This window comes from Sorangium sp. So ce363, from assembly GCF_051520435.1.
Taxonomy (GTDB): Bacteria; Myxococcota_A; Polyangia; order Polyangiales; family Polyangiaceae; genus Sorangium; species Sorangium cellulosum_B.
In genome coordinates this window covers 11,748,906-11,773,935 of the sequence record NZ_CP150333.1, presented here as the reverse complement: position 1 = coordinate 11,773,935, position 25,030 = coordinate 11,748,906, and the positions used below count along the sequence as shown (strand labels likewise).

Annotated in this window: 18 protein-coding genes; 13 read left to right on the top strand and 5 right to left on the bottom strand. The window is 67.7% G+C overall.

Annotation, left to right across the window (positions count from 1 at the left end; all coding sequences use genetic code 11):
* Positions 1–47: 47 nt before the first annotated feature.
* Together WMF12_RS44310 and WMF12_RS44305 are read left to right on the top strand one after the other, a co-directional pair.
* Positions 48–3,836 carry a tetratricopeptide repeat protein gene (locus tag WMF12_RS44310; protein ID WP_437854726.1) on the top strand — a complete coding sequence of 1,263 codons (3,789 nt, stop codon included), beginning with the start codon at positions 48–50 and terminating at the stop codon, positions 3,834–3,836.
* Between the two features lie 55 nt (positions 3,837–3,891).
* Positions 3,892–4,890, top strand: coding sequence for a restriction endonuclease (locus WMF12_RS44305; protein WP_437854725.1), 999 nt, complete (start codon positions 3,892–3,894; stop codon positions 4,888–4,890).
* A gap of 458 nt (positions 4,891–5,348) precedes the next feature.
* On the opposite strand, the gene WMF12_RS44300 is transcribed toward WMF12_RS44305, so the two are convergent.
* The gene (locus WMF12_RS44300) at positions 5,349–5,522 is read right to left on the bottom strand and encodes a hypothetical protein (RefSeq protein ID WP_437854724.1); all 174 of its coding nucleotides are present in this window, start codon (positions 5,520–5,522) and stop codon (positions 5,349–5,351) included.
* Positions 5,523–5,621: 99 nt separating this feature from the next.
* Between WMF12_RS44300 and WMF12_RS44295 the strand changes: the two genes are divergently transcribed.
* A complete protein-coding gene (locus WMF12_RS44295; RefSeq protein ID WP_437742767.1) occupies positions 5,622–5,951 on the top strand; it encodes a hypothetical protein in 330 nt (109 codons plus the stop codon).
* Here WMF12_RS44295 and WMF12_RS44290 read toward each other — a convergent pair.
* Positions 5,935–7,089, bottom strand: coding sequence for a 2-isopropylmalate synthase (locus tag WMF12_RS44290; RefSeq protein WP_437854723.1), 1,155 nt, complete (start codon positions 7,087–7,089; stop codon positions 5,935–5,937). The genes WMF12_RS44295 and WMF12_RS44290 overlap by 17 nt on opposite strands.
* A gap of 252 nt (positions 7,090–7,341) precedes the next feature.
* On the opposite strand from WMF12_RS44290, the gene WMF12_RS44285 reads away from it, so the two are divergent.
* From WMF12_RS44285 to WMF12_RS44240, 10 genes are all read left to right on the top strand, one after another.
* Complete coding sequence (locus WMF12_RS44285) at positions 7,342–7,464, top strand: hypothetical protein (protein WP_437873980.1); 123 nt, start codon at positions 7,342–7,344, stop codon at positions 7,462–7,464.
* Positions 7,461–7,574 carry a hypothetical protein gene (locus tag WMF12_RS44280; protein WP_437873954.1) on the top strand — a complete coding sequence of 38 codons (114 nt, stop codon included), beginning with the start codon at positions 7,461–7,463 and terminating at the stop codon, positions 7,572–7,574. The genes WMF12_RS44285 and WMF12_RS44280 overlap by 4 nt, the downstream gene beginning before the upstream one ends.
* 560 nt (positions 7,575–8,134) lie before the next feature.
* Positions 8,135–9,580, top strand: coding sequence for a DUF1501 domain-containing protein (locus WMF12_RS44275; RefSeq protein ID WP_437854722.1), 1,446 nt, complete (start codon positions 8,135–8,137; stop codon positions 9,578–9,580).
* Between the two features lie 11 nt (positions 9,581–9,591).
* Positions 9,592–12,951 carry a DUF7452 domain-containing protein gene (locus WMF12_RS44270; RefSeq protein ID WP_437854721.1) on the top strand — a complete coding sequence of 1,120 codons (3,360 nt, stop codon included), beginning with the start codon at positions 9,592–9,594 and terminating at the stop codon, positions 12,949–12,951.
* Between the two features lie 280 nt (positions 12,952–13,231).
* Positions 13,232–15,622 carry a type VI secretion system Vgr family protein gene (locus tag WMF12_RS44265; protein WP_437854720.1) on the top strand — a complete coding sequence of 797 codons (2,391 nt, stop codon included), beginning with the start codon at positions 13,232–13,234 and terminating at the stop codon, positions 15,620–15,622.
* Between the two features lie 4 nt (positions 15,623–15,626).
* Complete coding sequence (locus WMF12_RS44260; RefSeq protein ID WP_437854719.1) at positions 15,627–18,290, top strand: DUF2169 domain-containing protein; 2,664 nt, start codon at positions 15,627–15,629, stop codon at positions 18,288–18,290.
* Entirely contained in the window at positions 18,287–19,351 is a 1,065-nt protein-coding gene (locus WMF12_RS44255; protein WP_437854718.1) for a pentapeptide repeat-containing protein, read from the top strand. Before WMF12_RS44260 ends, WMF12_RS44255 begins: the two co-directional genes overlap by 4 nt.
* Before the next feature lie 2 nt (positions 19,352–19,353).
* Positions 19,354–19,701: a hypothetical protein gene (locus WMF12_RS44250; RefSeq protein WP_437854717.1), complete on the top strand. Its 348-nt coding sequence runs from the start codon at positions 19,354–19,356 to the stop codon at positions 19,699–19,701.
* Positions 19,702–19,804: 103 nt separating this feature from the next.
* Entirely contained in the window at positions 19,805–20,437 is a 633-nt protein-coding gene (locus WMF12_RS44245; protein ID WP_437854716.1) for a DUF3540 domain-containing protein, read from the top strand.
* A gap of 27 nt (positions 20,438–20,464) precedes the next feature.
* Complete coding sequence (locus tag WMF12_RS44240; protein ID WP_061616634.1) at positions 20,465–20,866, top strand: DUF4150 domain-containing protein; 402 nt, start codon at positions 20,465–20,467, stop codon at positions 20,864–20,866.
* Positions 20,867–20,930: 64 nt separating this feature from the next.
* Here WMF12_RS44240 and WMF12_RS44235 read toward each other — a convergent pair whose 3' ends face one another.
* The 3 genes from WMF12_RS44235 to WMF12_RS44225 form a co-directional block, all read right to left on the bottom strand.
* Positions 20,931–21,251: a hypothetical protein gene (locus WMF12_RS44235; protein ID WP_437854715.1), complete on the bottom strand. Its 321-nt coding sequence runs from the start codon at positions 21,249–21,251 to the stop codon at positions 20,931–20,933.
* Between the two features lie 259 nt (positions 21,252–21,510).
* Positions 21,511–22,218 carry a hypothetical protein gene (locus tag WMF12_RS44230; protein ID WP_437854714.1) on the bottom strand — a complete coding sequence of 236 codons (708 nt, stop codon included), beginning with the start codon at positions 22,216–22,218 and terminating at the stop codon, positions 21,511–21,513.
* A 267-nt stretch (positions 22,219–22,485) separates the two neighbouring features.
* The gene (locus WMF12_RS44225) at positions 22,486–24,981 is read right to left on the bottom strand and encodes a DUF2169 domain-containing protein (RefSeq protein WP_437854713.1); all 2,496 of its coding nucleotides are present in this window, start codon (positions 24,979–24,981) and stop codon (positions 22,486–22,488) included.
* Positions 24,982–25,030: the final 49 nt, after the last annotated feature.

Genomic DNA, 25,030 nt, shown 5'->3' with positions numbered 1-25,030 from the left:
GGGTGCGCCACCTGTTCCGCCTCGCTAGAACTCGGTGGTCCGAGCCCATGAGCAAGTACAGGTACCCTCAGCCAGCAAACGAAGACGCCTTTGAGGAGTTTTGCCTCGCCCTCGTCAAGGACGTCTGGGCTCGTCCAAACCTCCAGCGCTACGGACACCGAGGGGAACGCCAGTACGGCATCGATCTGCTCGATCAAAGCGGCCAACCCCCGCTCCTTGCCGTTCAGTGCAAGCACCACGATCCAACAAAAACGCTCCCACCTAAAGAGCTGGAAGACGAAATCAACAAAGCGCTCACTTTCTCAGACCCGATCGGCGACTACCTCGTTCTCACCACGGCGAAGAAGAGTACCCACACACAAGACAAGGTACGCAAACTAAACGCCGCCCACTCCGCCGTCGGCCCGTTCAAAATCCACCTCCTCACCTGGGACGAACTAGAAAGACTAATTGACCGCAGTCGCGCAGCGCGTCAGTTTCTCGGCATCGAAGCCGACGACGCAATGGTTCGTGCTCTTAAAGATGAGGTGCAACGGCTCCGAGAGATGCTGATTCACCACGGCAGCGGCTCGCAACATAGCGAACTCGACGAGGTAAAGTCGCATCTTGATCAGGGCAGGCCACAGCTTGCCTCGGCGCTTCTCGAGCGAGTTCAGCGGCGCTCGTGGGCTGATTTGACACCCGGACAACGGTCCCGGTGGTGCACATTGGAAGCTGATGCGCGCCTACGCATCGGAGAAGACAAAGCGGCAGCCAAACTCCTCCTACAGGCACGCACTCACGCCCCCGACGACGAGAAAGCAATAATCAACGAGATCGTCGCCCGTCACATTTTGAACGAATTCGATGCGGCGAGAACTGTCGCCGAGGACGCACGAAGGCGCTTCCCTCACTCCGAAGCGGCCTACGCCGCCTGTATCGAGCTGGCTACGTCTACCGAACAGGCGGAGTCGCTTGCGAGCTCAGTGCCCAGTTTGATGAGGGACGCACCTGACGTCCTTACGGCAATCGCTGCCCGATCGGATCTGGGAGAGCTCGCCGAGCGTGCCGCTCGGCGCGGAACGCAGGTTGGTCCTCAACACGCCCGAACTTGGTTCGCGCTCGGGGCGTTCCTCCTCGATGTCGAATTGCGAAAGGTCAACCAGTTCGTACCTGGACCCAAGCAGCCACTCACAACCAAAAATCTAATCGAAGCTAGAGACGCGTTTTCTAATGTGATTGAGATCTCGACCAAGACCGGCCACTCCGGCGTGCGTGTGACGGCACTACTTCGTCGGGCGCTCGTCTCGGGTCTACTACTGGACAAAGACGCGGCGCGTCGTGACGCGGAATCCGCCCTGCACCTCGCGCCCAACGACCACGACGCCATGGTCGCTGTCGCTCGTAGCGCTGAAGAACGGGGTGACCGTGAGACAGCTGCGAATATACTGCGCCGTGCCATTACAAAAAGCAACGACGACGAGAGCGCGTTTTTCCTTGGAGTCACACTATGGAATAGGAATGCCCCCGGGGATCGTCAAGAGGCCGTTCAGTTACTTGCCACCGTGGCGAGAGGCACGGGACCTCACCGCGAGCGGGCCCTTGAATTTTATATCGAGTGCCTTCTTGAACTCGGCGACCTAAAGAAGGCGAAGCAGGCAATAAGCGAAGCAGAGTCAACGACAGATCCTGCACTTGCTTGGACTCTTCGCTCGCGCGTCGCCAAGGTCTCCAACGACACCGCCGGCGCTTCAGACGGTGCACAGAGCGCTTTAGACGCCGTAACCGAGCGCACACCACGAAGTACCGCGACGAAGCTGGCAGCTGTTTTGATGTCCTTGGGGCGCCTCGCAGATGCGTTTCCATTGCTCCAGCAGATTGCCGTTCCAAGCATGAGTGACGATGATGGCCGTCGTTTTGTCGAATGCGCCGGACGACTGGGGCGGCACGGGGCTGTTCTCGACTACTGCAGAAGCGCACGCGAGAACAGTATTTTCGATGAGCACCTACTGACATGGGAGTTATACCTCCTCGAACGGTATGACCCGCCGACTGCACTCACAATTCTGCTCGATCTAGTTTCGCGCGATTCGACGAACCACGGCGCACGCACGCGTCTTGTCGCTTTAGCACTCCGCCTTGGGCGAAAGGAACTGGCGCGGGAGCACGTCTCTTTTCTGCCAGGGGTGACTGAGGTCGATGCCCCAGAGGGCGAGCTGATCGTGTCAATACTTCTGGAGCTGGGACAGGTTCGCGACGCGTTCTTGTTCGCCTACGATTTGCTTCGGCGATACTTCACAGATCACCGAGCGCATCGTGCCTTCCGAGACGCAACACTAGACAGCGAGCGTGATCTGGGTCCGCACGAAGTCCCCAACTCTGCGGTCCCAGGCGCTGCGGTTTGTCTCGAGGAGAGATCCGAATCACAATGGGTTGTGCTAGAGGATTCCAGCGTCGAGGCGTCGGGAGTCGAGAACGAAGTCAGGTCTGACTCACCGCTCGCAAAGCTACTTGTTGGAAAACGCGTCGGCGACGCGGTCAATCTGTCGGATGGCCCAGGGCTTCGCCGGGCTGCCGTGGTGAAGGAGATCTTACCCAAACACGTTTTTCGAGCCCGGGACGTCGTCGAGCGATGGCAGTACCGCTTCCCCCATAAAAACGAGATGTGGACGTTCCAAATTGACGAAGAAGACGGCAAACCCAACCTCGGGCAATTCATTGAATTGGTCAATCACAGACGAAGGCGTATGGAGGAGCATGAAAATCTCTACAGAACCAGACCTATCACTGTCGGAGTGTTCGCCAAGATCATTGGAAGTAGCGAGTTTCAAGCGCTCGGTCACATCGCGAGCAGCGAGAACTTGCCGCTGCGGTGTTTCAACAACTCGAGTGAGGACCTGCAAGAGGGTCTCTCGGCGCTCAGCGCTGCGTCCGAGGTAGTGGTCGAACTATCAGGGCTCGCAACCTTGTTGATGCTCGACGAGCTCCAACAGCTCGACGCGTTGGAAAAAAAACTGCTAATATCTCATTCAACCATGCGCGCTCTTCGATCCTTCGTAGCGGACGCAAATGCTTCCACGCGATCAGCGGCTAGCCTGGGTCCGGCGTCAGACGGGCCTCGGCTTTTCGTGAAAACGGAGGAACAGAAGGAGGCAATTTCTGGCTCCGTCGAGAGAGCTCTACATTTCGTAGAGGAGCGATTCACCACTGTGAGCGCTCTGGAGATGGCCTACATGGACCCTGACGCGCGAGCGGCGCTCGAAGGCGTTGGATCCGCTGCACTAGAAAGTGCCATCATCTCCGTGCCTGCCGGCCGCGTGCTCTGGACCGACGACGGAGTACTCGCGCATGTGTTGCGCGAGCGTCTCGGTGTCCGTCGAACCTGGACTCAGGCTGGTTTGAGCTGGCTGGTCGAGGGAGGCCGCGTTGACCGCGAGGTGTACAGCCGAGCAAGCGCAAAGTTAATCGGCTGGGGTTACACGTTCAGCCACGCGAGTCCCGCGGTCCTCCGTGCCGCTGGCAACCTCGCCACCTGGAAACGAGACACCTGGCCCTTGAAGCAAGCCGTCGGGTATATCGGATTGCCAGAAGTGCGCATTTCCGACGCCGTACCGCTGGGAGTCTCTCTTGTGGCGGACGCTTACGTTGAGTCGATGCATCCGGACGTTCGCCGAGGAATCCTAATCGACGTACTCGAAGCGCTCACGCGGCGTCGAGACATCGCCGAACGCGTCCTCGACGATTTCGGTCGAGCTCTTCCTGTTGCCTTCAGACTAAATTTAGTTGGCTGCGCAGATGCGCTAAAAACTCTCGAGACGTGGCGAACAACCGGAAGACACGGAATAATTCGACCCTAACCAACAGCGGCACCACAACAGCATCTGCAGCAACACAACAAGGACGGACCACCGGATGATTCACACATTCAACAACATCAACTGGGAGCAATTCGAGCTGCTTTGCGGGACCCTCCTGACGGCCGAAGGCTTTCGCCGCGTTCGTCGATTTGGAAAACCCGGGCAAATGGACCACGGCATCGATTGGATCTTTAACGACTCCGACGAAAACGAATGGGTTGCACAGACCAAGCACTTCACTCACAACACCACTTCTCCATCGCAACTACGCCGCGCAGCAGCTGAGCTTCAGCGCGGACTCAAACTACTTAATGCGACCAATGCATTACTAATCATATCCATACCATTAACAGATGAAGCACGCAACGAGATACAGTCCGACGGCGGAATCAATGTGTGGGACGCCAACAAACTGAGCTCAATTATAGAGAAGCACCCAAAGATTCAGCGTGGATACTTGGCCAGCGTTGCTGCAGGGGAAATTCTGGATGAAATCTTCAGAGGCATAAACGAGCAAACCACAAAAGGCAGCGAGTTGATCGCGAGACTTGGCGCCGTACCAGCTGGCCGTGAGGGATGGCGCGAATACGAGGACGTTTGCATCGAAATTCTCCTCTACGCGTTCGCACCTCCTCTGCGACTTCCGAAGATTCAAAGCTCGACAGAGGACGGCCTGGACCGCAGAGATGCGATCTACCCGATCGGCAATGGAGGTTCTTTCTGGCAGAGCATAAAGCACGAGCACTCCTCTCGAATGGTCGTAGCTGAATTCAAGAACCTAGTCGACCCTGTAGGTCAGCGAGAAGTCGAGTCATTGGAACAGTACTTGCTAGCCAAAGCAAAACGAACGTTCGGACTGCTGTGCAGCAGGCACGAGCCCTCGAGCAGCGCGCTACGGGCACGACGTCGAGCGTGGATGACCGCGGAAAACGTCATTGTTTTCCTTTCGGACGAGGACTTGGCGGAACTGATCCGCACGAAGGACGATGGAGGGGATCCCTCTGACGTGCTCGACGCAAAAATGGACGACTTTTTTATTACATTGGCGCCGTGAGTACGGAGACGAGCCGCCCACGCCGGGGCTTACCGACCGGCGTTGTGTTCAGCCTTGCGTGGCGTGACTTCGGACGGGCCCGACGGTCTTCGGATGAAGTCGGAACCGGCGCTTCTCTGGTGCGTCATTCGCGACAACCACACCTTGGGCCGAACGCCGCCAGTTCGACTCGGCGGGCGCCGTGTGCCGCTAGCTCGACCCGAATGGCACTGACCGCCACGAGGCGCCTGGAGACGGGACCCTACTGTCCAGCCTTGTATGCACGGAGAAACGGCATGATGTCGGTTACGAATTTTGGCTTCGCTGAACGGCTTGGCGAGAGCAACACCTGCTAAGGCCTGTCCGAGGAGGGCAGCACCCTGGGCCACTGTGGTGAGGTGAGCGGACTCGCAGGATTCCTTACCTCAGACTCCTCACCCCACTTACCTCATGGGACCAGGCGCGGCCCTCCCCTCGCCTCAAACCCCGCGCGGGAAGTCGCCCAGCGGCGGGAAGCGCGGGTCCTCCGTCGGATCGGGGGACGGCGGCTCCGGCTGCTCCGGCCCCGGATCCCCCGGGTTCGGCGGCAGCGGGGCATCGTCGTCGTCGCCGGGAACGTCCGTCTTTGCGAGCTCATGCGTGCCGTGGTTCATGACGGCCTTCCGCTGCAAGTTTCAAACCGAAGCATCCGGACGCCCAGGAGCCGCCCCCGGCTTGACGCCCCCGCCCGGCATCCCTGATCTGCAGCCGGCGTGCTCTCGATCCGCCACGACCCCTTCCCGCTGGAGGCCGCCCGCGACCTGCTCGGCATCGTGCGCGCGCTCTACGCCGAGGCGCGCACCCGCGGGGCGAGCGTGGCAGATCTCCACGCCATCGCGGCGGTCGGCGACGACCTCCGGCAGGCGATCGCCCTCGCCGAGGCCCATCCGCCCGGCACGCTCGGCTTCTCGTCGGCGTGGGCCCGCGCCGAGCGCGCGGCGGGCCGCGTCGGCGAGCTCGCAGACGCCGTCGCGCCCGCTGCGCCCATCGTCCGCGCCGCCCTGGCGCGCGTCGGCGGGGGCAACGTCACCCCCGGCGGGTGAGCGCCCCCGCGATCGGATGGTCCGGCGCGACGGGCCAGGCGAGCGCACGCGACGCGGCCGCGCAGTACGCCGCGAGGCGCTCGCGCGGCACCGGCGGGCGCGCGCCCAGGCGACCGAGGTTGTCGACGAGCAGCTCGAGGCAGGTGTTGCCCGTCCGCTCCCCGACGCCGAGCGCCGTGGCGTGGACCCGCTCGACGCCGCTCGCCACCGCCCAGAGCGCGGCCGCGAGGCCGAGCCCGCGATCGTTGTGGCCGTGCCAGTCGAGCTCGATCCCGGTCGCCCCCAGCGCGCCTAGCTCCCGCCGGGCGAACGCGACGAGCGCCTCGACCCCCGGCGGCGTGACATGGCCGGTCGTGTCGCAAAGGCAGAGGCGCGCCGCGCCGGCGTCGACGGCGGCGCGGAAGAGCGTGCGGAGCATGTCGGGCGGCGAGCGGGTCGCGTCCTCCGCGACGAGGCAGAAGGGCAGGCCGGCCGCCGCGGCCGCCCGCCCGGCCTCGTCGACGCTGCGGGCCAGGAAATCAGGCCCCCACCCCTCGACGAAGAGCCGGATCGGCGAGCTGCCGATGAACGCGTAGACCATGATCGGCGCCCCGGCGCGCTCGGCCACGCGGGCGACCTCCTCGACGTCCGCGGCGAGGGTGCGCGCGGCCGCGGTCAGGCCGAGCGGCAGGCGGGACGCGACGATCTCCCGGACGAGCAGGCACGCGTCATCGAACTGCCGCGGCCCGGCCGCCGGGATGCCGAGGTTCACGACGTCGACGCCGACGCTCGCCATCGCGTGGAGGAGCTCGATCTTGAGCGCGCGCGGCGGGTTCACCGTGGAGACGCCCTGGATGCCGTCGCGCAGCGTCTCGTCGAGCACCTCGACGGGCCGGGCTCCCCGGTCGAAGGGCAGCCACGCCTCGCCCTCGGCGCGCGCGGCGCCCCACGCGTCGGCCACCAGGCCGCCAGGGGGCGGCTGCAAGCCACCGCGGGGCGGCCGCAGCCCGCCGGAGCCGGCGGGCGTCAGCTGCCCGCCAGGGGGCGACAGCAGCCCACCGAGGCGCGGCGGGCGCTCCCCCGGCGCCGGCTCGGCGCGGTTCCAGTCGAAGGGGGCCGCGGCGCCGGGATCCCGGCCGTCGGCGCTCATGCGCTGCATCTCATCTCGAAGGGGGCTCTCGGCGTGGCGCGGGCGCGGCGCATCGCGTCGATCCGCGCTGGGGGAAAGGTTACTTCATGTCGGCCGCCGGAGCAGGTCCCAGCAGCGCTCGGCGAGCGCCGCGCCCCGCGCCGCAAGCGCATCGAGCCGGCGCCAGGCGCCCACACCCGCAGGACCGGACCACCGCACCCGCCGGCGGGAACGGCTTTCCGCGCGGAGAGCGGCAGCGTAAAAAGCTGACCAAGGAGCAACTTGCTGCTCCGGGACACTTACCTGGGCAACGGCGACGGGATGCTGTCCACGCAGCCGGTCGACGTGCCCATCGACGGCGTGGCGCAGCTCGCCGGGGGGGCTACCAGCACACGTGCGCGCTGAAGGCGACCGGCGAGATCCTCTGCTGGGGCGAGAACACCGACGGGCAGCTCGGCGTGGGCCAAGGGGTCGGCGACCAGCCTTCGCCGGTCGCGGTCAAGTTCGAGCCCTGAGCGAGAGCGGCGCTCGTGACAGGAGCCTTGTCGGGCGCGGCGCCCGTCGTGGCGCCGCGCCTCGAGCTCCGCTGACGGCGCGCGCCTCCCCTGGGCGGTGAGCCGCCGCGCAGCAGCCCTCTCCGCACGCTCCTCCCGAAGTTGACTGGAGCTCGCGGAGGGCCGGTCCACGGCCCGTCCTCGCGCCGGGTGAGCCCTTGTCTCCGCGCGCAGCGTGACATGTCACGATCGACCGTGACATGTTACGAATCGATCGTGACATGTCACGGATCGATCGTGACATGTCACGCCAGCGCCGCTGCGACCGCGCCCCCCGGCGCCGCCAAGCGCACGCCGCCCACGCTGCGCGACAGCCGCCGTCGCGAAGCCTGCACAAGGACCCTGGCAGGGAGACGGCCACCTCGGGGATGGCACACTGGGTGCACTGATGCACCGGCGCGCCGGCGAGCCGGAGCTCGCGAGCGCGCCTGCAGCTTCGCGGCGAGACACCTCGGCCGCGCCGGAAGCCGAACGCCGAGCTTCCATTCACGCGTCCTGGCGTGAACCAGGAGGAGCACCCAATGATCTCTCGACGGAAGTTGTTGACGGGCGCCGGAGCGCTCGCCGCCGCGGCGGCATTGCCACGTGAACCTGCCTGGGCCGATGGCCCTTCAGGAGAGGCGTGGGCCCCTTACTCCAACGTGGCCACGTGGGGCGGCCCGAAGAAGATCCTCGAAATCTTCCTCTACGGAGGGCTCTCTCCATGGGAAACATTCCACGTCGAGCCGCGCGAGGAGGTGTATTCTGGTGACCTGCTCGACGCGTTCAATGAGACGTCGATCTCCGGCTGCGGCGGCTCAGGGAATGGAACGAACTCCCAGACCATGGGGGGGATGCAGTGGAGCGTCGCGACGTCCCCGCTCTGGAGTCGACCCGACCTGCTCGCCCGCACGCGCGTCGTCACGATGACGCACGAGTTCACCGCGCACCCCGTGGCGATCCCGTATGCCCTCACCGGGCGGCGCTTCGGCGATAGCCGCGCGGCCAGCCTCGGCGCGGCGATGAAGCGCCGCTACCCCGGACAGCACACCTCCTACGTCCTCATGCCCCCGAGCTCGCGCTTCTTCCCCGGGGATGCCTCCGCGTTCGACGCGTGGCTCGCGGTCGGCATGCACGGCTCCGCGACGCGGCCCGTGCTCGTCCCCATGAGCGCCGCCGCGAGCGACTTGGCAGCCTGGGCAGAGCGGAACAATGTCAAGCCGGGGAGCGACGCGCTGAATCAAGTCTATGCCGGTCTCTACGAGGCCGGCCTCGACGGATCCCGGTCGCGCGGGTTCGACGCCTACGCGGCCGCGCTCGACAGCTTGCCCGGGAGCCCGGACCTCGTGCCGGTGTTCAACTCGAGCCTTCGCACCGAGGGCCCCACGGCGGTGCATTGCTCGACGAACTCCCCCAGCCCCGGAGGACCCCCCGGGGGATCGCCGCTCAACACCACGAAGGCGAGCCTCGACATGGCGGCGTGGCTCTTCAACACGAAGGACACGCGCTACGTGGGCATGGTCGACGTCGGGCTCGGCACCGACACCGGGGCGGCGTACGACGGGCACGGGCACACCGCCGGCGTGACGTTCGGCAACCTGTACAACCTCCTGAAGGAGCTGAGCCGGGTGACGAGCCTGACGACGCCGGCATCGGGACGCATCAGCATCGACGACACGCTGATCATCCTCAACACGGAGTTCGGCCGCACCATCGGGCCGGACCTGCCCGCTGGCCGCAACCACTACGGTCGAGGCTACGTGGTCGTGCTGCTCGGCGGTCCGATCCAGCCCACGGTCTCGGGGGAGCCCAAGCGGATCGGCAGCTTCGATTGGATGACCGGGGCCCCCCTCGGCAGCTACACGGCCGCCAACCTCGCGTGCGTGGCCCTGACGGCCGCAGGCATCGATCCGCACGTCACTGACAATTTCGCGGTCGGCGAGCTGCCGCCGGGGCCTCCCTACGAGGCACCGTTTTTTCAGGCGTGAGAGGAGACACCATGAACCCGAAGACCATCTCATCGAGGCGGCGCCGAGCCGCCTGGCTGCTCGCCGGCAGCTTGCTCGCGGCGTGCAGCGGGTCCGACACGCTGGAGTCTCCGCTCGGCGTGGGTCAATCGGCGCTCGCGCCGGATCCCACTCCCCCTGGCGGGGAGGACGCCGGGGACGCGGCCTGGGTCGAGCAGGTCGTCCCGGCGCTCCTCGGGAGGCCCGTCCGCAGCTTCGGCGAGCTCAAGTTCCTCACGGTGATGACCGCGCGCGTCGGCCGCGCCCGCCTCGCCGAGGCGCTCATGAACGAGCCGGCCTTCGTCGACCGCTGGACGGGCGTGCTGCTCGATCGCCTGCGCGTGGACCGCGAGGGGGAGCACAGCCAGGCAGACTGCTTCTCCCAGCCGCTCTTGCCCACGGACGCCGCCAGGAAGACCGCGGCGAAGATCGTCCTCCATACGGACCGCGCCGGCGCCGACCCGGCGCTGTCCGTCGCGGGCGAGCCCAACGCGCCGGCCTCACCAGGCACGTACAACATGGCCGACGTCGTGCGCGGCTCCCTCCTCATCGACAACGTCTTCCCGGCGTACCGCGGGTTCGTCTTCGCGCTGATCCGTAACTCGGGCAACGCCGGCGAGGACGCGGTGATCGGCCAGCGCCAGGTCGCGGAGCATTTCACGCAGGTCTATTCGAACAAATCCATGACCTGCCTGAACTGCCACCGGTCGGAATTTTCCTGTTCGCCGTCGAAGTTCACGCCAGGATACAGCTGGGCGGCAGGGCAGGAGCGCCGCGTCTTCTCCGCGCTCGATCCGTGGACGAGCCCGCCGATGGACGCCGACTGGATAGAGTCGTTTCGTTACACGAGCGGCTCGATCGCCCCGTTCGCGGGATGGAGCAAGGCGGCGTGCGGCGGTTTCGCGAGCGACACGTCGGCCGCCGCGACGAACGGATCCGGCCTCCTGCTCCCCCCCGAGGACAACGCGACCGTGTGGTCGCTCGACGACCGGCTGAAGGAGGGCTACCTCGCGCTGCGCGAGTCGTACAAGACAGGCGCGCTCGACACCGGCTCGGGGTTCGCGAACGAGGGGCGCACGCTCGGCGCGTACTGGCTCGCGGCCGCCTTCGCCAACGACATCTGGAGGGAGATCTTCGGCGCGCCCCTCACCATCGCCAACTTCGTATCTCGCAACACCGACGAACAGAAGAGGCTCTGGAACCTCGCCGAGCACCACGTCGTCGGGCGGGACTGGTCTCTCAAGGGATTGCTCACGGAGATCGTCACGTCGCCGTATTTCAACCGCACGCCGGCCTCCGTGGAAAACATGCCCAAGGTCTTCGAGCCGTTCATCGATGCTCCGACCAGCGATTACGTGGGCGACGCCGTTCATCGCCGCTCCGCTGACCTGCTCTTCCGGATGAAGGCGTCGGCGCTCGGCTGGAACCTGCCGGTCAGCCACTTCCCCGCGGCGACCACGTACCCGACCCGCTCCGACGCGGCCGCGATGGGGCTCCACCTCTCGCGCCTCAGCCTGGCCAGCCCGACCTCGTCGCAGTTCTCCATGCTCGGGTGGGAGGCCTCCGGCGGCCGCTGCGAACGGCCGCCGGAGATCACCCGCGACTGGATCGACGCGCTCTCGGATCGCGCCAGGACAGGCGGCGTCACGGTGCGCGGCGCGGTCGAGGCGCTGCGCTTCCGGCTCCTCGGGCGAGGCCTCTCGACCGACGCCGCCGAGGCGACCGCGCTCGCGACGTTCCTGGGCAAGGCGCTGACCACGACGTTCGCCACGGCGTACCCGACGGCGTCGGACGGCAACGAGGCCCTCAGGGATCTCTGCGAGGTGTTCGTCAAGACCCCGCAGTTCATGCTGGAGGGCGTCCCGCACGGCCTCGGCGCCGCGGCGACGGACTTCGATTCACCGCCCCAGCTCCAGGTGGGTGACATGGGGCCCGGCGGCGCGCTGGTGACGGACACGCCCAGCGACGCTTGCGAGAGCTGGCTCGACCAGACAAACACGTTCGACGGCATCTCGGTCAACTGCGCGAACGAGTCGTTCCCTCCCGCCATCGACTGGTCGGTCATCTGCCCGAAGGGCGGCTGCATTTACATCGACAAGATCCGGTTCCGACCGCCGTGGCCGTGGCCGTGCCTCACGTGCGCGTTCCCAGGAGACTGGTACGCGACACGTCCGCCGCCCATCGATCCGCGAACGGCGCACGTCCGCTCGATACCCATGCAGCCGGCGCGGGGCGGGGTGTTCCTGGCCTGGGCCAAGGACGCGCAGATCGTGCAGCTGAGCGGGCAGGCGCGGATCGTCCGCGCGAGCTCGCAGATCGAGACGGCGCTGGTCGGCAAGTCGCTCGGGGTCGGCGACAGCCTGGAGCTCTGGCCGGGAGACACGTTCCAGGTCGTCACCCCGAGCGGGGAGGTGTTCAAGAGCCCCACGGGAGGCATGCCGAACATCCCGAACCAGACCACGTGGCTCTTCATGGTCACGGGGCCGGAGGGGCTGCCCGACCCCGTGGAGATGACGCCGACCACCATCGATCTGCCCACGGCGATGAACGTCAGCAGGGCGATGCGCGACGCCGCCCGCAACGAAGAGCCGGGTTCGGTCTCGCTCATCCACGAGGTCACGTCGCCGTCGGGCAACTCGAGCTTCATCGATCATCCGGAGCTCAACGGGAAGCCGAACCGCATCGTCCTCGTGTCGCCCCTCGAGGGCACGATCACCACCAACAACCATTTCGTGGGCGCCTGGTACAGCGCGTCCCAGCAGAAATGGGCCGTGTACAACGAGGACCTCACCGCGATGCCGGCGGGCGCGCGGTTCGCCGTCCGCGCCATGTCGTCGAGCAACAGCGTGTTCATTCACCAGGTCGCGGCCGGCAACGCCGGGGGCAACTTCACGTACATCGATCATCCGTCGCTGAACGGGCGCCCCTACGTCGCCCCTCAGGTGAGCCACATCTACAACCCGCAGGGTGCGCCGAGCGTCTACAACAACCATCCGGTGGGGGTCTATTACAACGTGGGTATCCAGCGGTGGGCCATCTACAACGAGGACCTCGCCGCGCTGCCGATGGGGGCATCGTTCGCGGTGAAGCTGGGCGGATACCACACCGTGGTATCGAGCGCGGCGACGCGCAGCGGCAGCGCCCTGGTCATCGACGATCCGAATACGAACGGCGTGCCCGACGCGCGCCTGTTCTTCACGCATGTCAACCGATCGCCGGACGGGGTGATCAAGTACCATACGAAGCGGAGCGTCCTGCGCTACAACACGACGCTCGCGAAGTGGACGATCGTCAACCTCGACGGCACCACCGTGGCGGACGACCTGGCCTTCAACGTGCACCGCGGTTACTGAGGGCCGCCTTCGCGGCGGGGCGGGCTCCCGGGCCGGGCTCGCCCCGCGCGGCGCCTGCCAGGCAACGAAACTGTCCACGAGCTCAGACTCGGGTTCCCCGTCCATCGGCGTCGGCTCCTCGCTCGGCCAGGGTACCACCACGCGACGGTGTCGTGCGGTGACATCCACGACCTTGCGCGTCGGACGCGCTTCTGTGTAGGGTTCGCGGTCGCGACATCGTCCGCGCGCGGCCGCTGCGTTCAAGGGGGCCTCGGGTGGACCACAACCTGGTGGGGAGCTCATGAGCGTGGACGTTTTTGCCATGCACTGCGCAGCGCTGCCGGCCGCCCGGGCCGTCGGCTTCAAGGGCACCGAGGCGCTGTGCCGACCGTTCGAGTTCGACGTCCTGTTCACGGTGCCGGCGGGCACCGACGTCCGCGCCGCGATCAACGCCCCGGCGACGCTCACGCTCCAGCGCGGAGCCGACTCGCCGCCGATGTGCTGGCACGGCGTGTTCGTGCGCCTCCGGCTGCTGCGCGAGTCGGCCGACCGCGCGCTCTACCATGGGTCGCTCGTGCCCAGGCTGTGGCTCCAGCGCCACTCGGTGCGCAGCTTCGTCCACACGAAGAGCAAGATCGACGCCTTCCTGACGAAGACGCTTACGCATGGCGGCCTCACGACGAGCGACTTCCGGTTCAGCGTCGACACCGACCGCTATCCGGAAGAGGAGTTCGTCTGTCAATACCGGGAGAGCCACCTCGACTTCACCCATCGATGGCTCGAGCGCGAGGGGCTCTACTACCACTTTGAGCACCCGGTCGACGACGGCGGCGCCGAGGTCATGGTCATCGTCGACAGCAAGGATCAGCACGAGCCGCTGAGCGGCAACGGCCGGGTTCGTTACCACCCGACCTCGAGCCACGACGTGTCGGCGGGCGAGTGCTTCCGGGAGGTGCACGTCGATCTCAGCGCGCTGCCGGCCGCGGTGCGGATCAACGATTACAACTACGCGAACCCGGCCGCCTCCGTGTCGGGAGAGCACGCCGTGTCGAAGAGCGGCCACGGTGAGGTGCGCGAGTACGGCTACCGCGTCTTCACGCAGGACGAGGCGACGCGGCTGGCCCAGGTCAAGGCGGAGTCGATGGCATGCCGTGAGCTCACCTTGCATGCGACCGGCAACGCGACAGGGCTGCGGGCCGGCTACGTCTTCGAGCTGGAGGACGGGCCTTCGGACATGCCAACCCGCTACCTGGCCGTCGAGGTGCGGCACGCGGCCGCGATCACGGGCGGCTCGTTCGACATCACGCGCTTCACGGGGATGGCCGTGGACGAGACGTACCGCGTCGAGGTGGTGGCGATCCCGGCCGACGTGCAGTTCAGGGCGGCCCAGGCGACGCCGTGGCCCCGGATCTTCGGCTTCGAGAACGGCGTCGTCGACGGCTCTAGCGACAGCCAGTATGCCCAGATCGACGATCAGGGGCGGTACCTCGTCCGCTTCAACTTCGACGCGAGCGAGCTGCCCGACGGCTCCACGTCGACCTACCTGCGCATGATGCAGCCGCACGGGGGCAGCGTCGAGGGCTGGCACTTCCCGCTGCGCAAGGGGACCGAAGTCATGGTGTCGTTCCAGGGTGGCGATCCGGACCGGCCGGTCATCGCGGGCGTGGTGCCGAACGCCCACCGGCCGAGCACGGTGACGAGCCGCAACCTGACGCAGAACGTGCTGCGTACCGGCGGCAAGAACCACATGGTCGTCGAGGATCTCGAGGGCAAGCAGCACATCGACCTGTATACCCCGGTGGGCGGGACGAACCTCCACATGGGCGGGCCTACCCAGCAGGGCTTCGTCGTGCCTCCGCTGACGCCGAGCGCAAACTCCGCAATCCAGAACGTGGACTGCATGTTCTACGTCTACACGGACGGCAACGCCGGGTTCAACGTGTGCGGCAACTGGTGGCAGACCGTGGGCTGCAAGTATAACGTCGACGTCGGCGATGACGCAACCCTCCACTACGTCGGCACTCACACGCTCAACGTGGACGGCGATTCCAACGAGTTCTACAACGACCATCAGAACGTCACGGTGCATTCGGGGCGCGTCGACAAGGTCACGTCGGGCGGCATGACGCAGGACATCCATGGAGGGCTCACCCAGACGATCGAGCCCGGCGGCAAGCAGGTGGTGACGGGGAGCTGGGTGCACAAGGTCAGCGCGCAGAACCACGACGACTACGGCGAATGGAAGACGGACGTGGACAAGACGTGGACCGCGACGATCAATGGTAACGTCAGCATCGAGAGCAGGGCGGGAACGATCCTCATCAAGAGCCCTACCGAGATCACGCTCGACGCCCCGAACGTGAAAAACAAGGCCACCGGCCAGTGGTTCAAGGCGACGGCCTTATCCGTGGAGCTCTACGGGACCAAGAACTCGGCGGGGATCCACAAGTTCGACGGAGCGGGGATCGCGACGAGCGTCAATGGGCAGAAGATGGAGGCGACGCTCAACTCCAGAGCGGTGACAGGTGTAAAGTTCGAGAAGGTGGGACAGGCGATGTCTATTGCGAACGTCAAGGTCGACCTCGCCAACTGGAAGTATGCGAATGATCCGGCAAAGCTAGAGGTCGGCGAGCTCGCCTTCTTCAACGGCGCCTTCGAATCTAGAACGAAGGCCTTCCTCAAGCTCGGCTAACCCCATGAAGGTCGTCAAGCCCGCCAAGATCCCCGTCCTGACCCGCGTCGTCGAGCTGGGCCGTCGCTCATTCTTCCACGCAGCAGGCATCATTGCCTTTCCGCTCGGCGCTCCCCGGGCGTTGCACGACGAGCTCACGTTCTGGAGAACCACGGCCGCCGCGCTCGGCGAACGGGGCGTCTTCGACGAGGGCTTCGCCAGGGTCCGCGGCGAGCTGCTCGTCGCCGGCAGCTACTTCGCCCCTGGAGGCACGCCGCTGCCGGCGTCTTACGTGCGTGCACGCGTCGGCGCGCTGGACAAACGCCTGGCGGTCCTCGGCGACCGGTTCTGGCGCGATGGCGTCCCAACGCCGCCGCAACCCATCGAGACACTGCCCATCGACTGGGCGCACGCGTTCGGGGGCTCCGGGATCGACAGCAATCCTCATGGCAAGGGCGCCGCGCCCATCACCATGAACGGGCACACCGTCCACCCCCTGCCGAACATCGAGCGCTATGGGGCCATGATGCGCGCGCCCTCGGAACGCCCGGAGCCGGCGGGCTTCCTGCCAATGGACATCACCTTCGCGCAGCGCCGCAAGCGCGCCGGGACCTACGACAAGCGCTGGCACGAGGAGCACTTCCCCGGATTGCCCCCGGACGCGGAGCCGACCTTCTTCAACGCCGCGCCGGAGGACCAGTGGCTGGACGGCTTCTTCCGCGGGGACGAGGAGTTCCTCGTCGAGAACATGCACCCGGAGAGCCCGCGCATCGAGGGGCGGCTTCCCGGGCTGATCACGCGCTGCTTCGTCACCCACCGCACCCCGGAGGGGGAGCGCTTCCTCGAGATCCCGATGCGCTGTGACCTGATCTGGCTGTTCCCCTCGGCCGGGCTCGGCGCCGTCGCCTTCCACGGGGCGATGCGGATCGCCGAGGACGACGCGGCCGACGTCGTGCACCTCGTCTGCGCGTGCGAGGAGCCCGCGGCCCCGCGGCCGATCGAGCACTACCAGCAGGCGCTCCGGCGCCGGCTCGACAAGGACCAGCCAGCGGCCGATCTCTCCGATGCCGATCTCATGCCGCCACGCGGCTCGGGCGTCGCGCCCGACCTCGGTGGGTCCGACATGGGCCGTTGGGTCGAGAGCGAACACCTCACCGCAAAGAATGTCCGCCGCGGGCAGGAGCGCACCCTCGCCGCGGCGCGCGCGCGTCTCGAGGCCGAAGGGCTCGACCCGGACAAACATGGCGCAGCGGCGCTCCCGCCCGAGCCAGAGGTGCTGCCCACCGGCGATCCCGAAGCCTTCGCGGCGCGTGTGCAGGAGCAGCTCGCGCGCATCGACGACGAGGTCCGACAGCTGGAGGCCCTGGAGGCGGAGGGCAAGGAACAGGCGCGCAAGCTCTACGCGGAGACGGGCAAGGACCTCGACGAGGTCATGGCCGAGGCGGCCAGGGCCAGCGCTGGCCCGCCCACGTTCCGCGCGGCGGATCATCTCGCTCGGCTGGGTGCGATGGCCGCCCAGGCGCGCGCCGAGGGCATCGTGCTGGAGGAGCTGGAGCAACAGATCGCCGACCCGCGCACCCGCGCCGAGCTCGAGCAGCAAGAGGAAGGGATGCGCGAGATGTACCGTCGCTTCGTGCACCACCAGCCCGCGGCGGCGGCGATGGATCCTGACGCCCTGGCGCGGGCACGCATCGTCGTAGAGCTCGCGCTCGACACCGGGGAACCGCTCGCGGGCCGTGATTTCACGGGGGTGAACCTCTCCGGGATGCGCCTCTCCCGCGTCGATTTCTCGGGCGCATTCCTCGAGTCCGCCGACCTGTCGGGCTGCGACCTGTCGGGAGCGAACCTCGAAGGTGCGGTGCTCGCCCGGGCGAACCTGCGCGCCGCGGACCTGCGCGGGGCCCGGCTCCGGGGCGCGAACCTCGGCGGCGCCACGCTGCACGACGCGGCGCTCGATCGCGCCGACCTCAGAGACGCCGTGCTGAACGGCGCGGATCTCGTCGGCGCCCGCCTCCCCTCCGCGAACCTCACCGGCGCCGACCTGATGGATGCGAAGCTCGGCGGGATCGATCTCTCAGGCTCCGTGCTCGCGCAGTGCATCCTAATCAAGGCGGACCTGCGCGGGACGCGCTTCACCGGCGCGGATCTCTCGGACGCGACGTTCGTGAAGTGCACCCTCGACGGTGCCGACCTCTCGCGCGCGATCCTCCAGAAAGCGACGTTTGCGGAGTGCACCGGAACCTCCGTATCGTTCCGGAGCGCGCGGTTCCGCCAAAGCATCGTCGTGCACGGCTCGTCGTTTCCCGGCGCCGACTTCCGCGACGCCGACATGGAGAAGGCGAACCTGCGCGGCACGGCGCTGCCCGGCGCGCGCTTCGACGGCGCGAACCTCGCCGGCGCCGATCTCTCGGAGTGCGACGCGGAGCGGTCGAGCTTCGAGAGCGCCGTGCTCAAGGGCGGGCTGCTCATCCGCACCAACCTGGTCGAGGCGTCACTCGAGGGCGCGAACCTGATGGATGCGCTCGCCTCCAAGGCGCGGCTCGTGGGGGCCAGGTTCACCGGGGCCAACCTGTTCCGCGCCGACCTCTCCCGTGTCGTCGGCGACGGGCGAACCAGCTTCGCCGGTGCGAACGTGACGCACGTACGCTTCCTGCCAAAAGCCGATGTCCCGCCGCGAGGTGACACGTGAACCGGGACGAGCTCCTCGATCGGGTCCGGCACGGCGAGCCGGTGCGCAGCGAAAACCTGTCGCACCTCGAGCTCGACGGCGTGGATCTCTCGGGCGCGGTGTTCGAGGATGTGCGCTTCCCGAGGTCCCTGCACGCCGCGCTCCTCAAGGAATCGATCTTCGTCGGCTGCGACCTCAGCGGGTGCGATCTGAGCTCCGCCGATCTGCACCTCGCGAGCTTTCACCGGTCGAGGCTCGCAGGCGCGCGTTGTGAAGAGGGCAAGCACATCGCGGCGAGCTTCGTGGAGTGCGACGCCGAGGGCGCCTCGCTCGCTGGGGTCGAGGCGCCCATCGTGACCTGGGTGAGGAGCTCGCTCCGAGGCGCGTCGTTCGCGAGCGCGAACCTCGACCGCGCGAACCTCATCGAGATCGACGCCGACCGGACGAGCTTCGCCGGCGCCAACCTCGAGAAGGCGACCCTGTACCGGGCCGATCTGCGAACGGCTGACCTCGCTGGCGCGAACCTCACGCTGACCACGCTCGTCGAGGCCAAGCTCGGGCCGAAGCGCTTTGCCGACACGAAGCTCTTTCGCACGCAGTTCATGAAGAGCGATCTCGCGGGGGCGAGCTTCGCGGACGCCGACTGCGCGCAGTGCAACTTCATGGGCGCCGACCTGCGCGGGGCGACGTTCGCGGGTGCCCGCGCGCCGCAGTCCTATTTCGGCGAGGCCCGGCTCGACGGGGCGAAGCTCACGAACGGTGATTTCCGGCAGGCGATCTTCGAGAAGGCGGAGCTGCTCCAGGCCGACCTTTCGGATGCGGCGCTGGAGGAGGCCTACTTCGGCCACGCGCGCGCCGTCGGGGCGCGCTTTCCAGGCGCGAGGCTGAGAGAGGCCGATTTTTCCCATGCCGACGTGACGGGCGCCGACTTCGACGGCGCCGGCCTGTATCGGACGAAGTTCCACCTTGCCAAGCGCGAAGGCGCCGTCTTGCGCGGAGCGCTCCTCGCGGGCTGGCTGGGAGACGACGAGGAGCTGGCCAGAGCAGAGGCCTGGCAGCACAGGCGCGGCGCGGCGGGGTGAGAATGGACAAGCGCCAATCCGACAGCTCGGCGCAGCACCACGCTCGGAAAACAACGGGCTCCATCGAGGCCATCATGAAAGCATCAGGAACCTGCCCCAAATGTCAATGCAATGTCCTGTGGTACATCGCCGACGTCGCAAAGAACACGGAAACTGGTATGGCTCAGCAGCAGCCGACCTTTCAGCTTGCAGTCATCGGGCTTGGCGAGGAGGGTTGCTCCGGGAAGACCGAGGCCTACGCCTGCCAGCAGTGCGGTTACATCGAGCTCTATCTCAAGGAGCGGCTGACGGTGGACGGCAAGCATGTGAACGAGCGGCGACCGTCCCCAGGAACGCCCTACCGCGGCTGACGACTTCTGTAGGCGGTAGACTGCAAGGGAAGCCACAGAGACGTCCTGTCGAGAGCGGGCCAGGGATAGGGAACGAGGAGAGAGGGGTATCAGCGTGACAGCTGTGAAGAAGTTTGTCAGACGGGAAACCGACCTCGAATCGGGCCACGTCGAGCAGGTCAGCGAGGCCGTCGTGGTGCGCCTCGCCTCGGGGCGCTATGAGGCGCGGCGCGCCAAGAGCTGCCTCGTCGCGCCCGAGGCCGGCGACAAGGTGCTCTGCGCCATCGAGCCGGAGGGGGTCTATGTGCTAGCCGTGCTCGAGGGCCGCGAGGGCGCGCCGACGAAGCTCACGGCCGACGGCGATCTGGAGGTGCAGGCGCGGGGCGGGCAGGTCGCGATCTGCGCGTCGCAGCGCGTGGACATCGCGAGCGGCGGCGGCGTGGCGGTGACGGGCGCCGAGCTGCACGTGCGCGCCGCGAAGGGCTCCGTGGCCATCGAGCAGCTCGGCTTCTTCGGCCGGCTCGTGCAGGCCGAGGTGGCCAAGGTCGCCCTGGTGGCCCAGGAGGTCGACTCGCGGCTCACGCGGCTGACGCAGCGTGTGAAGCGGGTGTTCCGCTTCGTGGAGGAGCTGGATCAGACGCGCGCCGGGGCGGTCGACCTGCGCGCCGAGAGCATGATCGGCATTCGCGGCGAGAACGCGGTGATCTCCGCGCGCGTGCTCGCCAAGATCGACGGCGAGCAGATTCACATCGGTTGATCCGACCGAAAGAACAGGAGGCTTTCGATGTTGGCAAAGAGCTCTGCTGGCGGCCTGTGCATGGCGTTCCCGGACGTGTGCCTCACGCCGGCCCCCCCGTCGCCGTCGCCCGTTCCCATTCCCTACCCGAACGTCGGCGTCGAGCCGACCAACACGGGATTCGTGCCTCACGTGCTGCTCACGTGCGCGCCAGCACACAACATGTCCTCGCAGCCGCCGCTGACGAACGGCGACAACGCTGGCGTCGCCATGGGCGTCGCCTCCGGAACGGTGATGGGGCCGGCGCGCACCGTGACGGCCGCGTTCACCGTGGTCGTCGGGGGGATGCCCCTCGCGCGGCTCACCAGCATGACGCTCCAGAACAGCACCAACGCGCCCGGCGCCAAGATCGTGCCCAGCGCGACCAACGTGCTCGTCCTGGCGCCGTGAGCGTGTTGCACCAGGGGTGGCGACGGTGCGCGTCACGCCGTCACCCAGCCCCACCCTGCGTCAGTCACCGGTACGGCGTGCCGGCCGCCGCATCGATGTAGTGAACCCTGGCGCCCGGTTGTGACATGAGCTGGGCGAGTGCCTGGTTCGCGTCGCGCGCATACCACTCGGTGAAGCCGCAGATCGCGCAGATCCAGGTCTCGAAGAAGCCCGCATTGACGAGCGCGGTCGCCGTGCCCACAGACTCCGTGTTGCCAGTCAGGATGTACTGGGATGTCACGTGCAGCGGGTTCGTATGCGCGTACTGGCAGTCTTTCTGCTCCACTTTCTGCACGACCCAGAGCTTCCTGGACTGACACTTCGGACACTGACGAGAGTTCTTCATGGCGATAGGTCTCCTTGCCCCGGCAGAGCCTACCACCTCGGCTCGCCGCTCCTCCAAGCGATCGACCGAGACACAACGCCCCCAGGGCCGTCTCGACGGCACGGTCCCGGTGCCCACAGAGGGACCCCGCCAAGGCGGCACACCGCGCGCGCCTGCCTGGCGCCCCGTTCTTGCCCGCGCGTCGATGCCCGAGATCACCGCGCGATACGCGGCTCCGGTTCCCCTCGGCCGAGCATCTGTCCCGCAGCGCCCGCCACGCTCATCGATACGGAGAGTCCCCTGGCCTCCGCGGACCGCCAAGGCCGAGCTTGCGCTCGAGCGCGTCGATCTCGGCCTCCCACGCGGAGCGCTTGCGCTGGATCTCGCGCGTGCGCAGGGCGGCAGCGACGAAGGGCCCAGCGAGGAGCAAGACGAGGAGCACGAGACCGACGTCCACCGGCACGCTCGCCCAGCGGGTGAGGCAGTAGGGCGCGAGATCCTGGTCCTCGCGACTGGACACGTCGCTCGACGTGAGGCGGTCGATGTCGACAGCGCGGTTGTGACAGAGCTCTACCGACACGTCCGCCTCGTACCAGGTGCCCGACTCGTGCCATGTGAAGACTCGCCCCGGGCCGCGGCACCCCCGGCATACGCTCGGACAGAAGACGCTCGCAGCCATGATCGAGCGGCCGATCATGGGCTCCACGCACGCGGGGAACATGCACCCGCCGATCAGCGCGGCGAGAAGGGCGAACAGGACAAGCACGACGCGACTCGCGTACCACATCGTGGGAACTGTCCCGAGGCTCGCGTGGTGCCGGTCGCGGAGGCGCGCGAGGCGTGATTCATCGGCGATCCGCTCCTCGGCCGCCGCCTTCTCGGCCTGGGCGCGGGCCGCCTCGCGCACGGCTTCCTCCTCGCGCCGCTTCTCCATCGCGACGATCTCGCGCGCCTTGTCTTCGATCATCTTCGCGAGAACGTCGGGCACGCCGTCGCCATCGGCGTCGACCGGCGCACCGCAGGCGGGACATCGGGGCTTGGAGAGGTCGAGGGCGGCTTGGCAGCGAAGGCATCTCATGGGCGCGGGCTTTCATCCAGAGCTTACCACAGCGCACCTCGTGCATATCGCGGCAGCGCCGGGTATCCGATCATCGGAACGCACGCCCTGGCTCAAACGGCGGATCGCCGATCTGGCTCTCGACCGCGACGCCGGCGGCCTTCACAGCGCCGTGATCGTAGCCTGGCCCTCGATCGCTCACGAGCCTTCGGGATCTTCCGGGCTCACCGGCGCCGTCTCGTCGATCTCCTTCATGTTGGCGCCCGCGATCTTCGCCCGCCTCCGCGAGGCCCCATGCAGATTGGCACGCTCCAGGTTGGCGCCGCGGAGATCGGTCAGATCGAGCTTCGCGTGCGCCAGCACCGCGGCGACGAGGCGCGTCTTGCAGAACGAGGCCGCGCCGAGGTCGGCGCGGTCGAACCGCGCCGACATGAAATCGCCGCGATCGGCCTTCGCGTCACGCAGGTTGGCGCCGGCGAACGACGCGCCCACGAAGCGCGCATCCTCCAGGTCGGCGCCTGCCAGGTTCGCCGCGGAGAGGATCGCGCCGTCGCCGCGGGCACGAGCGAGCCGCGCTCGCTCCAGGTTCGCCCCGCGCAGCGAGGCGCCTCGGAGGTCCGCCTCCTCGAGCGAAGCCTCGACGAGCTCCGCGCGGTCGGCGCGCGCGTTCGTGAGATTGGCGCGAGACAGATCGGCGCCGCGGAGGTCGGCCTCGTCGAGCGTCGCCTCGACGAGGCTGGCCCCTGCGAGGCGGGCACCACGGAGCCTCGCGCCGCGGAGCGCGCACCGCGCGAGCGAGCGCCCGCTGAAGTCGAGCCCCGACAGGTCACCGCCCGACAGGTCGTCTCCATCGAAATCGCCGCCTTCGGCGAGCCTCGCCTCGGCCCGCTTTCGCGCCTCCAACCCGGCGAGCGGCTCGCTCGTCACAGGCGGCGATACGGCTGCCGGCGACACCACCTCGGGCGGCCGACTCCCCCTCGCCGGCAGCGCCATCTCGGCCAGCACCGGCGGCGCCACCTCGAGCTGCGGACTCACCTTCTCGGGCGGTGCCACCTCCACCGCCGGATAGACCGCCTCCTGCCCCGATGGTTCTCGCGCCACGAGCGTCGACCCGGATGACGCCGACCGAGGAGCCGCCATGGGCTCCGGCTCCGGCGGCGGCGTCGATTCCGCGACACCGCTCTCAGGATCTCCCCGGTCGACCAGCGTGCGCCCGGCCTGCGAGCCCCCGGCGCCAGCGGGGCTGACGAGCCGAGGCGCGGCCATCGGGCTCCACGGCGCGCCCGGGATGGGGTCCTCCCCGCGCGGCGCGCTCGTCCCCGGCGCTGCCACCGGGAACTGCGCCCGCTCCGCCCCGACCTCCGCGAGCCTGTCCTCGGGGATCGGCATCCTCTGGCCCAGCGGTCCCGTGATGCCTCCGCTCACGGCGACAGGAGCAGGAGCCTGCGGCGCGGCAGGCGAATCACGAAAGGGGAGCACGGGTATCTCCATCTTCCTCTTCGAGAGCGGGCCTGTCTCCACAAGCCCGGCGGGCGCCACGATCGGCCTCGGAAGCGGCACCGCCGGCGCCGAGCTCCGGTGCGTCGCCGCAGGGTCCCCGGGGAGCGACGCGCCGTGCTCCGGCCACGGAATGGTCCCTTTGAGCGTCTCGACGCCCGCGAACAGGCGGATGCCCTGGAGCGCCTCCTCGCTCTCCGTCGCGAAGTTGCCCCGCCACACCAGCGAGGCGATCTGTCGATCACCGTCGATGACGAGCGTGTCGGCCGTCAGCGGGATCTCCTGCGATCCGCCCGCCCGCGCGGCGTCGATGCGGTAGCGGCGCACACGAGCGCGCGCCGCGGGGAGGCGCGTCCAGACGAAGCGCCTCTCCGCGCTCAGGTTCTCCAGGAGGATGCACTCATCGCCTTGCAGAAAGGGGATCTGCTGATCGAACGGCGCCGGGTTGAAGGCGCGAAAGTCGAAGTCCGCCGGGATGTCGAGCACCTCCGCGCGCCCCGCGGCGGCGGGGTCCGCGCCGGGCGAGCCGAGCTGCGCCGAACGCCGCGTGGCGCCTGGCTCGAAGCCGTTGAAGAGCCGCTTCCGCAAGGCCCAGTGAGGCGCGATCGGCCCGAAGCACGCGGGCCGGTGGGGGCTCGCAGGATTGACGAGGTTCGGGCGCGCTCGCCTTGCGCCCATCGCTGGATCCAGCGCGTCGGCGCGCGCGCCCTCGCCGGCCTCGGAGACGCCGACCGGGTTCCACGGATGGCTGGGTCCGCCCGCCGCGCGCTCGTACACGAGCGGCATCCTCTGAAACGGCGTGGGCGCGATGCTGCCGGGCGTGGCGTCCCCGACGACGTGGATCGTCTTGTCGAGCAGCAGCCCATCGCGGAAGAGCGCGAGCCTCGCCGAGAGGCCGATCACCGGCCCGGTGGCGCCCGGCGCATGCGCGTGCCCGGTGAGCACGACGCCGGCGCCGGGGAGGTACGGCGCGGTGTCGCTCGCGGAGCGCAGGCTCCGCGAGGGGTCGTCGTCGTGAAAGCGGTCCTCGCGCTCGACGGGCTCGGGCGCCACGAGATCCGCGTCGCCGTCCGCGCCGAGGGCGAACGTCGCCTTCACGAGGATCGTGACGCGCAGCACGCCGCCGATGCGCCACAGGACCGCGCCGCACGACACGGGATTCAAGGCGACGATGTCCACCGGCCAGAGCGCGCGCACGCGCCGATCCTACCCGCTCGTGGTCCGGCGCGTGCAGGGAGCGTGCAGG

Coding starts and splice junctions, on each gene's coding strand:
- WMF12_RS44240 (WP_061616634.1), top strand. CDS start 20,465: ATGTTGGCAAAGAGCTCTGCTGGCGGCCTGTGCATGGCGTTCCCGGAC.
- WMF12_RS44250 (WP_437854717.1), top strand. CDS start 19,354: ATGGACAAGCGCCAATCCGACAGCTCGGCGCAGCACCACGCTCGGAAA.
- WMF12_RS44265 (WP_437854720.1), top strand. CDS start 13,232: ATGAGCGTGGACGTTTTTGCCATGCACTGCGCAGCGCTGCCGGCCGCC.
- WMF12_RS44275 (WP_437854722.1), top strand. CDS start 8,135: ATGATCTCTCGACGGAAGTTGTTGACGGGCGCCGGAGCGCTCGCCGCC.
- WMF12_RS44235 (WP_437854715.1), bottom strand. CDS start 21,251: ATGAAGAACTCTCGTCAGTGTCCGAAGTGTCAGTCCAGGAAGCTCTGG.
- WMF12_RS44310 (WP_437854726.1), top strand. CDS start 48: ATGAGCAAGTACAGGTACCCTCAGCCAGCAAACGAAGACGCCTTTGAG.
- WMF12_RS44305 (WP_437854725.1), top strand. CDS start 3,892: ATGATTCACACATTCAACAACATCAACTGGGAGCAATTCGAGCTGCTT.
- WMF12_RS44300 (WP_437854724.1), bottom strand. CDS start 5,522: ATGAACCACGGCACGCATGAGCTCGCAAAGACGGACGTTCCCGGCGAC.
- WMF12_RS44270 (WP_437854721.1), top strand. CDS start 9,592: ATGAACCCGAAGACCATCTCATCGAGGCGGCGCCGAGCCGCCTGGCTG.
- WMF12_RS44290 (WP_437854723.1), bottom strand. CDS start 7,089: ATGCAGCGCATGAGCGCCGACGGCCGGGATCCCGGCGCCGCGGCCCCC.
- WMF12_RS44260 (WP_437854719.1), top strand. CDS start 15,627: ATGAAGGTCGTCAAGCCCGCCAAGATCCCCGTCCTGACCCGCGTCGTC.